Source organism: Umezawaea sp. (genome assembly GCF_057122925.1).
This window is the reverse complement of record NZ_DBNGPQ010000159.1, coordinates 1-13341: the sequence shown is the minus strand read 5'-3', so window position 1 is coordinate 13341 and position 13341 is coordinate 1. Positions and strand designations below refer to the sequence as shown.

Here is a 13341-nt window from a genome sequence, read left to right as displayed (position 1 = left end):
GATCACGATGCCGGCCGAGTGGAGAAGAGATGGATCAGGACGTACCTGACAAGAGCAATCCACACCAGTTCAACGGACTGAGGCAGGTCCTCACCGATCAGCAGCCCTTCGGGCCCGGCGACACCGAGTCGGTCGTGCACCACGGGCTCTCGAACGTCGACCGCCTCTTCGACCGGACGAACCTGATCTACGCGCAAACCGTGGCCGACACGCAGCCGACGTACATCATCGGACGCAAGGGCGCGGGCAAGACGGCTTTCCTCGTCGGGTCGACGCTCAAGGGCAGATCGCTGAGCGAAGTGCTCAAGACCGACAGCGTCTACCACGCGATGCTGAAGGTCCTGCGCGAGTACAGCCACGCGCACGGGCAGCTCTTCGTCGACCAGCGGGCGGACATCTGGCAGGCGCTGTTCGAGCAGATCGCGATCGTCCACGCCTGGCGTACGGCGTCCCGGCGGGACCCGGCGCGCGAGTTGCAGGCCCTGTCGGACTACGTGGGCCGGGCGACCGGACCGGCGGACCCGACGGTGGTGGCGGAGCACTTCCTCGCCGAACTGCTGCACCACACGGCCGAACGCCCCTCCGTCGGCCTGCGCGAGACCATCGCGGGGGTGACGAACGGCGGGGTCCGCTTCGACGTGGCCAGGGCGGCGATGCACACCGTGCTGGCGGGCCGGGCGGAGACACCGGTCATCGTGATGGACAACCTGGAGGACCTGCACGTCCGGCTGCACGAGCTGACCGAGGTGCTGGCCGGGCTGTTCCGCTGCGTCGGCAGGCTGGTCGCGACCAACCCCGGCAACCGCCCGTTCGGCACGCAGATCTGCCTCCCGTCGGAGCTGTTCGACAAGATCCACGAGATCGCCGCCGCACCGGAGAAGGACCTCCAGGGCCGGTACCTGAAGATCTACTGGACGGCGCGGGAGCTGCTGAGGCTCACCGGCACGCGGCTCGCGCTCTTCCTCCAGATGCACCACCCCGACGAACTGGGCAGGCTCCGGCGGCGCGCCGACCTGGTCGACGAGCCGGATCCGGTCATCGCCCTGCTCAGGGCCGCGCTGCCGCCGCGGATGATCAGCGGCCTGGACATCGAGGAGGACCCGATCGCCTACCTGCTGCGGCACACCCAGCTGCTGCCGCGGCACCTGATCCAGATCCTCAACAGCGTGTTCACCAGGACCGACCACGGGTCGAGGCCGTGGGCGGTGACGCAGGCCGCCGTGCGGGCGGGCACGCGGCACGCCGAGCAGCTGCTCGTCAGCGGCATCTTCAACGCGCACCTGGCGTCGTTCCCGTTCGCCTCGGCGGCGGTGCGGCAGCTCTCCGGCCGGGTCGACATCTCCTTCCCCGCCAACGACCTGCACAGGGTCTACAACCAGCAGGGCATCCGGAAGCTGACGAACCTGGACTTCGACGACTTCCTCTCGATGCTGTTCACCCTCGGCGTGCTCGGGGTCCGGTTCGGCCAGACCGGCCGGTACAACAAGGCGCACTTCCAGTACACGTTCGACTACAACCTGACCGCCCAGGAGGACACCGACGTCCTCTGCTTCCACCCGCTGTTCACCCGCTTCCTGCACGAGCGGGCGCTGCCGCGGCTGAGGTCCGCCCACGCGCACGCGACGTACCCCTACGGCTGCGACCTGAAGGGCGAGGACTACCGCCACTCGTTCGGCTACACCGGAACGTGATCCTGGACTGACATGCCACTCGCACCCCGCACCACCAACGACCTGCCCAGCCTCGCCGAGGAGTACTCCGACTCGGCGCCGGAGGACATCCGGATCGGGATCGCCCTGTCCGGCGGCGGGATCCGGTCCGCCGCGTTCAACCTCGGAGCCCTCCAGGCCTTGCAGTCGCAGGGCGTGCTCCAGAGCGCCGAGTACCTCGCCGCCGTGTCCGGCGGCAACTACATCGCCAGCGCGCTGACGATCTCCGCGGCGCACACCGACCCGGACTGCGAGAACGGCAAGCAGCCGTGGGGCCGCGGCTCGCCGGAAGAGCGGTACCTGCGCCAGCACACCGACTACCTCGCGCCCGGCCGCGCGGGCAAGCAGTGGATGGCGGCGAGCGTCGTCTACGGCTTCGTGCTGAACTACCTGCCGTTCGTGCTGTGCGCCATGATCATCGGCCGGGTCGCGGGCTGGCTGCTGCACCTGCTCGGGGTGCGGCTGTCGGACCTGCGGCTCAACGGCCTCGCGCTGCCCGAGTCGACGCTGCTGACCGTCCTGCTGATCGCCGCGTCGGTCTGCGTCGGGGTGGCGCTCCTGCTGGTCGCCTACCGGCGGTGGTTCAAGGACGGGAAGCCGGGGAACTACGGCGAGTCCCACTCCGAGCGCGTCGCCTCGTGGCTGCTGACCGGGGCGGCGGCGGTGGGCGTCTGCCTGGTGCTGCCGCCGCTGGCGGAGGTGTACGCCACGTCGTCGACGAACCTGCTCTCGACGTTCGTCGACGAGCGGCCCGAGTCCTTCCAGACGGCGGGCGGTCGCATCGTGATCGCGTTCGTGTGGCTGCTCGTGTCGTGCCTGCTGGCGGTCATCGCGCTGATGCTCGGCAGGCGCTTCCGCGCGCTGCGGCTGATGCTCGTGCTGTCGTCGATCTCCAGCGCGGGTCTGCTGCTCGTGCCGCTGCTGTCGTCGCTGGAGTACTCCACCCGCCACGGCCTGCACTCCGCGGGCGACGCGGTGGGGGTCGCCGTCGCGCTGCTGATCGTGCTGGTGATGGCGGTGAAGGTGCACAACCGGCGCTACTCGATGCACCTGTTCTACCGCGAGCGGCTCAACAGCGCGTTCGCGCTGAAGCGCCGCCGGGAGGGGAACCGGATCGTCGCCGAGCCGATCGGGTACGAGGAGAAGCTGTACTTCTCCGAGCTGGGCCCGAAGGAGAGCAACCGGCTGCCGAAGCTGGTGGTGTGCTGCGCGGTCAACCTGACGACGGACGACGTGCCGGTGGGGCGGTTCGCCGAGTCGTTCACCTTCGAGTCGGACCGCAGCGGCGGGCCGCTGTTCAAGTACCACGACACCGCGCGCTTCGAGGGGCGGTCGGGGCTGGCGGGCACCCAGCTGACCCTGCCGTCGATCATGGCCGTCTCGGGGGCCGCGCTGTCCCCGCTGATGGGCCGGTTCACCTACCCGCCGCTGCGCTTCCTCATGGCGCTGACCAACGTCCGGCTCGGCGTCTGGATCAAGAACCCCCGGCACCGGAGCTGGCAGCCGACGGTGCCCGACGAGGCGGTGCGGCCCGGCCTGGCCGCCAGGGCCTGGGCGTCGATCAAGGACGGCTGGCACGAGCCCGGCGCGCTCTACGTGCTGCGGGAGGCGCTGGGCGGCGCCAAGTCGACCCACCGGTACATCTACCTGACCGACGGCGGGCACTGGGAGAACCTCGGGCTGGTGGAGCTGCTGCGGCGGCGCTGCACCCACGTGCTCTGCTTCGACGCCACCTGCGACCAGACCGGTGACGGGCTCGACATCGGGCGCGCCATCGCACTGGCCCGCAGCGAGCTGAGCGCGGACGTCGACCTCGACCCCCGCCCGGTGATGCCGGGTGCGGACGGGCTGAGCGAGTCCATGGCCGTCAGCGGCCTCGTCCACTACCCGGCTCCCGGCCAGGAGGCGAAGCTCGTGTACGCCAAGGCGGTCCTCACCCCTGGGTCGAGCTGGGACCTGCACGCGTTCAAGCGGCGGGACCGGCGCTTCCCCAACCACTCCACCAGCCAGCAGATGTTCACCGACGAGCAGTTCGAGGCCTACCGGACCCTCGGCCACGAGGCGGGCCGACAGGCGCTGGAGCTGCTCAACATCCCCGAGCCGCTGCTGCGCCCGGCACCGACGGCCGCCGAGCCGTTCCACCGCGACGGCGCGGCCTCGTCCCTCGGGTAGCGGCGTCCCTCGGGTAGCGGCCCCGACGTCCAGATCGTCGACGCCCTCGTCAGCGCGGGCCACCCGCAGGCGGGTGTCCCGCGCTGACGGGTGGTCGCGCCCGTCGCGCGACGCCGGTGGCGCACCGGGTCGTGACAGACCGGCCACGACCGGCGCGCACGGGGGCCGGGCCGTCACGCGGAACCGGTGGCGCACCCGGTCGTGGCCCGCGGGCCACGACCGGCCCCCTCCCCCTGCGGGGGCGCGAGAGGGCCGGGTCGGATCGTCCCGCTCGCGGTGCGCCGGGGCCAGGCCTCAGGCCTGGCCGGTGGTGCGGTCGGTGTCCGCGCTCGGCTCCCCTGGCACGGTCGCCCCCGCGGCCCCGCCGCCGATGCGGATCGTCGTCGAGCCCATCGCTCCTCCTGTCGGTGGATGCTGATCCCCTGCGGGCGGCTCACGGCCGCCACGGGGACCAGGGTGCTCGGCCGAACGTGGGAGATCCTTGCGTTTCGCTTGAATCCGCAGTTGAGAACCGCTATCCCAAGACGGTGATCTTCTCCGCGGTGCGACTCCGCGTGCTCGGAACCGTCGAGGCGTCCACCGACGGCCACCTGATCGACATCGGCCCCGCCCGGCAGCAGTGCGTGCTGGCCGCGCTGCTCGTGGACGCCAACCGCCCCGTCCCGGTGGACCAGCTGGTCGACCGCGTGTGGGGTGAGCGGGCGCCCGCGCGGGCCGTCGGCACGCTGCACAGCTACCTGACGCGGGTCCGGCAGGCGCTCGCGGGCGTGGTCACGATCGTCCGGCGCTCGGGCAGCTACGTCCTGACCGTCGACGAGCAGGTCGTGGACCTCCACGTGTTCCGCGCGCTGGTGGCCCGCGCCCGCGCCAGCGAGGAGCCGGAGCTGTTCGAGGAGGCGCTGGGGCTCTGGCGCGGCGAGGCGTTCACCGGCCTCGACACGCCGTGGCTGGCGGTGGTCCGCGAGCAGCTCGGGCGCGAACGGCTGGCCGCCGAGCTGGACCGCAACGACCTGGCGCTGCGGCGGGGTGCCCACGCCGAGGTGCTGCCGCCGCTGCGGGCCAGGACGGCGGAGCAGCCGCTCGACGAGCGGCTCGCGGGCCAGTACGTGCTCGCCCTCTACCGCTCGGGCCGCCAGGCCGAGGCGCTGGAGCACTTCGAGCGCACCCGGCGGCTGCTGGCCGAGGAGCTGGGCAGCGATCCCAGCCCGCCGCTGCGGCGGCTGCACGAGGCCATCCTGCGGGGCCAGGTCGACGCGGCGGAACCCGCGCCGAAGGCGGCGGTGGTGGTGCGCAACGACCTCCCCGGCGACCTCGCCGACTTCACCGGCCGGGAGGCCGAGCTGCGGCACGTGCTCGCGGCGGTCCCCGACGACCCCGGTTCGGCGACCGCCGTGGTGATCGAGGCCATCGACGGCATGGCGGGCGTCGGCAAGACCACCCTCGCCGTGCACCTCGCGCACCTGCTGGCCGACCGCTACCCCGACGCGCAGCTGTTCGTGGACCTGCACGGCCACGCCTCCGACCAGAGGGCCACCGATCCGATGGCCGCGCTGGACACCCTGCTGCGCGCGCTGGGCGTGCCCGGTGACCGCATCCCGGCCGAGCCCGCCGAGCGGTCGGCGCTGTGGCGGGCCGAGCTGGCGACCCGGCGGGCGCTCGTCGTGCTGGACAACGCGGCCGACTCGGCCCAGGTCCGCCCGCTGCTGCCGGGCACGTCGCGCGCGCTGACGCTGATCACCAGCAGGCGGCGGATGCTCGACCTGGAGACGGCGCGCGTGCTGTCGCTCGACCTGATGCCGCACCGGGACGCGGTCGCCCTGTTCACCACCGTCGTCGGTGACGACCGCCCCGAGCGCGAACCCGGGGTGGTGGACGAGGTGGTGGAGCTGTGCGGCCACCTGCCGCTGGCGCTGCGGATCGCCGCCGCCCGCCTGCGCAGCCGTCCGAAGTGGACGGTGAGCCACCTCGCCCAGCGCCTGCGGCAGGGGCTGTCGGAGTTATCGGCGGGCGACCGGAGCGTCGCCGCCGCCTTCGCGCTGTCGCACCGCCACCTCACCGCCGAGCAGGGGCGGCTGTTCCGGTTGCTCGGGCTCGTGCCGGGAGCCGACTTCGACGCCCGCGCCGCGGCGGCGCTGACGGGTGTCGACGTCGCCGCGGCCGACGGGCTGCTGGAGGAGCTGGTCGACGTGAACCTGCTGGAGCAGCCGACGCCGGACCGCTACCGGTTCCACGACCTGCTGCGCGAGCACGCGCTGGCCCTCGTGCTCCAGACCGAGCCGGAGGCCGGGCGGGCGGAGGCGTCCGCCCGCCTGTACGACCACTACCTGCACACCGCCGTGACCGCCGCGCTCCACCTCGGTCCGGTGTCGCGCCAACCGCCGGTCGACCACCCGCCCGCCGACGCCCCGGAGTTCGCCACCGGCGCGGAAGCACTGGGGTGGCTGGACGGCGAGCACGCGAACCTCGTGTCGGCGGTGCTGCACGCGGCCGACCGCGGCCTGCCCTCCCACGCGTGGCGGTTCGCGCAGGCGTTGTGGCGCTTCTACTTCATCCGGGGGCACCTCGACGACTGGGCCACCACCCACCGGGTCGCGCTGGCCGCCGCGCGGGAACTGGGCGACCGGTTCGCGGAGGCGGAGGTGCTCAAGAGCCTCGGCACCGCCGCGTGGCAGGTGGGGCACAACGCCGAGGCCCTGGACCACTACCAGCGCGCGCTGGCGCTGTACCGGGAGGTCGGCGAGCGCAAGGGCGAGGCCGCGGTGCTGGGCAACCTCGGGCTCGTCCACGACCGGATGGGCCGTTACCAGGAGGCGATCGACCACCACCTCCAGGACCTCGCCCTGTGCAGGCAGATCGGCGACCGGCGCGGCGAGGGCACCACGCTGAGCAACCTCGGGCTGGTGTGCGAGCGGGTGGGCCGCTACGACGAGGCCCTCCGGCACTGCCGGGACGCGCTGGTGGTCATCCGCGAGTTCGGCGACCGGTGGAGCGAGGGCGAGACGCTCATCCACCTCGGGCTCATCCACCGGGGCCTGCGGCAGCACGACGACGCCCTGCGCTGCCAGCGGGAGGCGCTCGTCCTGATGAGGGAGCTGGACGACCGCCTGCGCGAGGCCCACGTGCTGGCGAACATCGGCCAGGCCCTCAGCGTGGCGGGCAGGCACACCGAGGCGCTGGAACACCTGCACCAGGCCCTGGCGATGGACCGCGAGATCGGTGCGCACGCCGAGGAGACCAGCGTGCTGAACGACCTGGGCGAGGCGCACCGCGCGGCGGGCCTGCCGTCGGAGGCCGACCACCGGCAGGCCCTCGCCCACGCCCTCGACATCGGCGACCGCCACCAGCAGGCACGGGCGCACCTGGGCCTGGGCCACGCCGTGTCGGCGACCGACCCGGACGCCGCCCGCCTGCACTGGGAGCAGAGCCTCGCCCTCTACCGCGACCTGGGCGTCCCGGAGGCCGACCGGGTCAGCGCCCACCTGGCCGAGTGGACCGCCGCTGCCGACGCGCGGCACCAGACGGCAGCGGCACCGTCCGAGCCAACCTCGGACACGCAGCCGTGACACCGACGTCCGAACGCACCCCACCCCCGCCCGCGCGGGAACGGCACGGCTCCCGCCGCCGAACGGTCGGACGCGGACTTGTCCACGGTTCGACGACAACGGCCCTCGTGTCCACTGTGGACGACGAGGGAAGACGCCGATCGTCCGTTCGGTGTGCGAACACACCGATATTCGCTCGCCCGACCGCCGCTCCGTTCGGCACACTGCTCCGATGCACCTGCGGCAGGCCGAACCCCGTGACCTGGACCAGATCGCCGCCCTGCTGGTGGCCAGGGGCGAACCGGAGGACGCCCTCGACCACCGGCTAGTGGTGCACGACCCCGACCAGGGGTGGTCGTCGTGCGCGGTGGTGGTCGACGGCGACCGCGTCGTCTCGACGCTGATGCTGCTCGACGAGACCCTCTCGCTCGGCGGGGTCGAGATCCCGGCCGGGCAGGTCGAACTGGTCGCGACCGACCGCGAGTACGAGGGCCGCGGCCTGGTGCGGCGGCTGATGGCGTGGGCGCACCAGCGCTCGGCCGACCGCGGCCACCTGGCGCAGGTGATGATCGGCATCCCCTACTTCTACCGCCGGTTCGGCTACGCCTACGCCATCCCGATCCCGCCGACCCGCAAGGTCGTCGCCGTGCCGCCGCCGGTGGCCGGGCACGTCGTGCGGCGAGCGGGCGCGGCCGACATCGCGGCCATGGCCGCCGCGCAGGACGCGCTCCAGGCCGAGCTCGACCTGCGGATGCCGCACTCGGCCGCGTGCTGGCGGTGGCTGGTGGAGCGGGAGGGCAGCACGCAGTGGGTCGTCGAGCGCGCGGGGGTCGTGGTCGGCACCGGGCGGCTGACCGAGTCGCACCTCAGCGAGGTCGCCGGGGTCGACGCCGCGGCCGAGCAGGCGCTGCTGCACCACGTCGCGGGTCTCGCGGAGGGCGTCACGGTCACCGACCGGTTCGGCAACCGGCTCGGGCCGTTCCTCGGGCCGCTGCCCGTGGACGCCGAGATGTACTACGCGCGGATCCCGGACACCGCCGCCCTGCTGGAGCACCTGCGCCCGCTGCTGTCCCAGCGCGCGGCCGGGTACGACGGCGAGGTCGTGCTCTCGTTCTTCGGGTCGCACGTGCGGTTCCGCTGCACCGACGGCGAGGCGGGGCCGATGACCACCGGCGGGCCGATGCAGGGCCCCGCCTCCGTCGGCGGCGCGGGGGTCGCGCCGGACCTGGTGCCGTCGCTGCTGTTCGGCCCGCACGGCATCGAGGGGCTGGCCAGGCTCCACCCCGACGTCTACCCCGGCCCGAACCGCAAGCTGATGGCCGCGCTGTTCCCACCGGTCCGCGCCGACCTGCTGACCTACTACGTGGCCTGACCGCGGTGGACGGACGCCTCGGCGCGCGGTGAGGACGTGCGCCCGTGGCTCGTCGACGTCGGCCAGGTCCAGCACGGCGACCACGTTGTCGAGCATCCCGGCGCCGAACCACTGCCGCACGGCGTCGTCGCCCAGCAGACCCCGCACGGTCTCGACCTGCTCGGCGTAGCACCGGCGCACGGCCCGCGCCACGAGCGGTTCGCGCACGGCGCAGTTCGCGTGCACCAGGAAGCGCAGGACGGTCCGGTCCTCGACCAGCGCGGCGTAGCCCGCGCGCGCCGCGACCACCGCCGACCCGGTCCCGTCCGACGCGTGCGAGAGCAACGTCTCGGTCATGACCACGGACACGTGGTCGACCGCCGCGGCGAACAGCGCTTCCGTGTTCGGGTACAGCCGGTAGGGGTACGGCTGCGAGATGCCGACCCACTCGGCGATCTCGTGGGTCGTGGCGCCGCAGAAACCCTTGCGCGCGAAGCGGTCGACCGAGGCTGCCATGATGACCCGACGGCGTTCGTCGCTCTTCGCGCTGGTGCCTGCGACGGGCATGGTCATCAGCTAACACGGTTCTCCTCAGCGCCCAAAGCAACGCTGAGGTCCGACTCGGCGGGCACGTCGCGCGGCGTGAGCGCCTCGATCGCCACCAGCGGGTTCCAGTAGTCCAGGTAGTGGGTGATCAGCCCGTTGCCGTCGGTCCGCACGATCGACACGCACGTCTGCTCGTACAGCTTGCCGGTCGGCACCGCGGTGCCCGTCGAGCGGAACTCGGCGACCACCAAGCCGGGGTCGGCCGTCTCGTGGAAGACCAGGTCGACGAATTCCACCGCGAAGGTCTCAGGAAAGTGGCTCATGTGCGCAACCAGCGCGTCCCGCCTCTCCACCCGCCGCGACACCCAGTCGGGCGCGAACGGGAACTCGAGCACCGCGTCCGGCGTGAACAACTCGACCCACTCCTCCACCCGGCCCGCGGCGGTGAGGCGCAGGTGCTCGGACAGGGCGTGCTAGGCCGCGGCGCGACGGGTGGCGTCGTCGGTCATGTCGACTCCTGGGTTAGTGGTCGACCGATAACCTACTGGCCCGTCCTGCCGCCGTCGGCCGACCTCCTCGACCGGCCTGTCGGGCCCACGACATTCACAACTCAAAAGTTCCACACCATCCAAGCGGCGACGTACTGGACGAGACCGTCACCGGCGAAGCCTTTCGCGCCTTGCGTGAATCCGGCGATCGCGACCACGACTGTCACGAACGACCAAATAATTTCTGGCTTGCCCCAGATTGCACTCCTGGAGGCATGGAAGAAAAACTTCAGCACGATCGAAGTGATGGCGATCTGAACCCAATCGAGCCCGTCGAAACTAACTAAATGATACAGTCGGGCGTAAGCGGCAAAAACTACGAAGATGGCCGCGAAGTGCAGCATCGCCGCAACAGCGGACCGAGGCACCACAGTCTTCGGCTCTACCACACGAGACGGCTCTTGGGCTCTTGACGTGCGAGGTTCAACTTGGGGAGCAGTCGAAGCAGCTCCCCCGAACTTCACGCCACCCGAAATCATATTTGCCTGAACGGAGAGGTGAACTCTCCCGGAGATATCATTCCGAACAGTCACCGGAGGTTCCGGTACTTGCTCTGAACACTTTTCTGGATCTTGCTCGCACATCGTACGCGGTGATTCCTTGTCGATCTTACAATCACGGTCGGCAAGATGATTCAGCTGCCGGGGATGCCGCAACCTTACTTGTCGGCCGTGCGAGGTGTCAGGACCGTTCAGACCTGACAACAATGTGCGAACGGCTCAACTTTATAAGATCGTTATATAGATCAAATGGAGTACTGTCCGCTGTCGCGCCAGAGTGGCCACCGTGTTCGGGGCACCGGCCCCCACAATGGCGGGATGACGCCGAACGTGTTCATCGCCGGTCCCGTGTCCTGGAACCACCTCGTCTCGCTGGACGAACTGCCCGCCGCCCGGCCGCACACGGCGTTCGCCAGGGGGCACTGGACGACGGTGGGGGGCACGTCGGCGGGCAAGGCGCTGAACCTCGCGAAGCTCGGCGCGCGGGTGACCCTGCGGACGGTGGTGGGCGACGACGAGCCGGGACGGGCGGCGCTGGCGGTCCTCGCCGCGGCGGGGGTGGACGTGATCGCGGAGGTCGCGGACGGGCCGACCGAGCAGCACCTCAACCTGATGGACACCCACGGCGGTCGGGTGTCGATCTACCTGGAGCTGCCCGAACTGCGCGAGCCGCGCCACGACGGGCGGGCGCTGGCCGCGCTGGCGGCGGCCGACGCGGCGGTGGTCGACCTCGCCGAGCACTCCCGGCCGCTGCTGGCACGGGCGAGGGCCGCGGGCGTTCCCGTCTGGTGCGACCTGCACGACTACGACGGGAGGTCCGCGTTCCACCAGGACTTCGTGGCCGCGGCGGACCACGTGTTCCTCAACGACGACGGCGTCCCGGACCGCGCCGACCTGGAAGCGCTGCTCAAGAGCTTCGACAGCCGGATCGCCGTGGCGACGCTCGGCGCCGACGGGGCGGTGGCGGCCGCGGACGGCGTGCTGCACCGGGCCGCGGCGGTGCCGGTCGAGACGATCGTGGACACCAACGGCGCCGGCGACGCGTTCTTCTCCGGATTCCTCGTCGCCCACCTCGCGGGCGCGGACGTGCCCGGCGCCCTCACCGCGGGCGCCGCCTCGGCCGCGCGCTGCCTGGCCTCACCAGACCTGGCCTGACGCCGCCGGTGGCGGTCGGCCGGCGAACAGGGGGCCTCACGGGTTATCGTGGGAGCCGAGTGATCGCGATCGAGGGAGCACGGAAGTGGCAGGCGAAGACGACGTCTCCGGGTGATACCGGAGTGATCGGGCCGCAGGACTAGTACCGCGGCCTCCTTGTCGTACCCCCACTTCCTGGTACCAGCCGGGCGGTTCAGTCGCGCCCGCATCGCACGCGAGGTCTTACCGCATGTCCATCACCTGCTCCACCCTGTCCTTCTCCTGGCCGGACGACACCCCCGTCTTCGCCGACCTGTCCTGCACGTTCCCCGCCGGGCGCACGGGTCTCGTCGCGCCCAACGGCGCGGGCAAGAGCACGCTGCTCAAGCTGATCGCGGGTGAACTCCGGCCGAGCGCGGGGTCCGTGACCGTCGACGGCGTGCTCGGCTACCTCCCGCAGAGCCTGCCGCTGGACGGCGACCTGACCGCGGCCGAGGTGCTGGGGATCGCCCCGCAGGTCAGGGCGCTGGCCGCGATCGAGGCGGGCGACGCGAGCGAGGAGCACTTCACCACCATCGGCTCCGACTGGGACGTCGAGGAGCGCACCCGCGCCCAGCTCGACCGGCTCGGGCTGGAGGACGTCGACCTCACCCGCCGCCTCGGCACGCTCAGCGGCGGCCAGGTCGTGTTCCTCGGTGTCGCCGCGCAGCTGCTGAAGCGGCCCGACGTGCTGCTGCTCGACGAGCCGACCAACAACCTCGACCTCGACGCCCGCCGCAAGCTCTACGACGTGATCGGCGAGTGGTCCGGCACCCTGCTGCTGGTGAGCCACGACCGCGCGCTGCTCGACCGGATGGACCGCATCGCCGAACTCGACCGGGGCGAGGTCCGGTTCCACGGCGGCGACTTCACGTCCTACGAGGAGTCGGTGCGGGCCGCGCGCGAGGTCGCCGAGAAGAACATCCGCACCGCCGAGCAGGACGTGAAGCGGGAGAAGCGGGAGATGCAGCAGGCCCGCGAGCGCGCCGAGCGGCGGGCGGGCAACGCCGCGCGCAACCTCAAGAGCGCCGGTCTGCCGAGGATCTTCGCGGGGAACATGAAGCGCGGCGCGCAGGAGTCGGCGGGCAAGGCGCGCGAGACCCACTCGTCGCGGGTGGACGACGCCAAGGCCAGGCTGGACGAAGCAGGCCGCGCCCTGCGCGAGGACCAGAAGATCGTGCTGGTGATGCCGGGGACCACCGTCCCACCGGGACGGACGGTCTTCCAGGGCGAGGGGATGCAGGTCCGCTACGGCGACCGGGCCCAGTTCGCGGGCGACGGCGTCGACCTCGCGATCCGCGGCCCGGAGCGGATCGCGTTGACCGGCCCGAACGGCGCGGGCAAGTCGACCCTGCTGCGCGTGCTCAACGGCGACCTGGAGGTGAGCGGGACCAAGCGGGTGGACGGCCGGATCGCCTACCTGTCCCAGCGCCTCGACCTGCTCGACCTCGACCGCACGGTGGCCGACAACCTGGCCGCGTTCGCGCCGGGGATGCCGGAGGCGCAGCGGATGAACCTGCTGGCCCGCTTCCTGTTCCGGGGCGCGCGCATCCACCTCCCGGTGGGCGTGCTGTCCGGCGGCGAACGCCTGCGCGCCACGCTGGCGTGCGTGCTGTTCGCCGAACCCGCACCGCGGTTGCTGCTGCTGGACGAGCCGACGAACAACCTCGACCTGGTCAGCGTGGACCAGTTGGAGAGCGCGCTCAACGCCTACCAGGGCGCGTTCGTGGTGGTGAGCCACGACGAGCGGTTCCTGGCCGCGATCGGCGTGAACCGCTGGCTCCGGCTGTCGGACGGGGC

At 71.9% G+C, this 13341-nt stretch carries 8 protein-coding genes and 1 pseudogene; 6 read left to right on the top strand and 3 right to left on the bottom strand.

The genetic code is table 11. The features are described 5' to 3' along the window. Nucleotides 1-29 precede the first annotated feature (29 nt). The 4 genes from AC156L_RS36145 (at nt 30) to AC156L_RS36130 (ending at nt 8795) form a co-directional block, all read left to right on the top strand. Nucleotides 30-1691 (top strand): P-loop ATPase, Sll1717 family, encoded by a 1662-nt coding sequence (locus tag AC156L_RS36145; RefSeq protein ID WP_330880085.1) that lies wholly within the window; start codon nt 30-32, stop codon nt 1689-1691. A gap of 12 nt (nt 1692-1703) precedes the next feature. Then, nucleotides 1704-3881 carry a hypothetical protein gene (locus AC156L_RS36140; RefSeq protein WP_330880083.1) on the top strand — a complete coding sequence of 726 codons (2178 nt, stop codon included), beginning with the start codon at nt 1704-1706 and terminating at the stop codon, nt 3879-3881. A gap of 527 nt (nt 3882-4408) precedes the next feature. Continuing rightward, nucleotides 4409-7444, top strand: a complete 3036-nt coding sequence (locus AC156L_RS36135) for an AfsR/SARP family transcriptional regulator (protein ID WP_330880081.1) — start codon at nt 4409-4411, stop codon at nt 7442-7444. A 211-nt stretch (nt 7445-7655) separates the two neighbouring features. Continuing rightward, the gene (locus AC156L_RS36130; protein ID WP_330880079.1) at nt 7656-8795 is read left to right on the top strand and encodes a GNAT family N-acetyltransferase; all 1140 of its coding nucleotides are present in this window, start codon (nt 7656-7658) and stop codon (nt 8793-8795) included. A gap of 369 nt (nt 8796-9164) precedes the next feature. Here the strand turns inward: AC156L_RS36130 and AC156L_RS36125 are convergent. From AC156L_RS36125 to AC156L_RS36115, 3 genes and pseudogenes are all read right to left on the bottom strand, one after another. Further along, a pseudogene (locus tag AC156L_RS36125) lies at nt 9165-9290 on the bottom strand (TetR/AcrR family transcriptional regulator); the annotation flags it as partial. A 56-nt stretch (nt 9291-9346) separates the two neighbouring features. Beyond that, the gene (locus AC156L_RS36120) at nt 9347-9775 is read right to left on the bottom strand and encodes a nuclear transport factor 2 family protein (protein WP_330880129.1); all 429 of its coding nucleotides are present in this window, start codon (nt 9773-9775) and stop codon (nt 9347-9349) included. Between the two features lie 155 nt (nt 9776-9930). Further along, nucleotides 9931-10212: a hypothetical protein gene (locus AC156L_RS36115; RefSeq protein ID WP_330880077.1), complete on the bottom strand. Its 282-nt coding sequence runs from the start codon at nt 10210-10212 to the stop codon at nt 9931-9933. Nucleotides 10213-10686: 474 nt separating this feature from the next. Here AC156L_RS36115 and AC156L_RS36110 point away from each other — a divergent pair, with 474 nt between their 5' ends. Then, nucleotides 10687-11523, top strand: a complete 837-nt coding sequence (locus tag AC156L_RS36110) for a carbohydrate kinase family protein (RefSeq protein WP_330880075.1) — start codon at nt 10687-10689, stop codon at nt 11521-11523. Nucleotides 11524-11752: 229 nt separating this feature from the next. Continuing rightward, nucleotides 11753-13341 (top strand): ABC-F family ATP-binding cassette domain-containing protein (locus tag AC156L_RS36105; RefSeq protein ID WP_330880073.1); only part of this gene is annotated, 1589 nt, incomplete at its 3' end.

Coding starts and splice junctions, on each gene's coding strand:
- AC156L_RS36145 (WP_330880085.1), top strand. CDS start 30: ATGGATCAGGACGTACCTGACAAGAGCAATCCACACCAGTTCAACGGA.
- AC156L_RS36140 (WP_330880083.1), top strand. CDS start 1,704: ATGCCACTCGCACCCCGCACCACCAACGACCTGCCCAGCCTCGCCGAG.
- AC156L_RS36130 (WP_330880079.1), top strand. CDS start 7,656: ATGCACCTGCGGCAGGCCGAACCCCGTGACCTGGACCAGATCGCCGCC.
- AC156L_RS36115 (WP_330880077.1), bottom strand. CDS start 10,212: ATGCTGCACTTCGCGGCCATCTTCGTAGTTTTTGCCGCTTACGCCCGA.
- AC156L_RS36110 (WP_330880075.1), top strand. CDS start 10,687: ATGACGCCGAACGTGTTCATCGCCGGTCCCGTGTCCTGGAACCACCTC.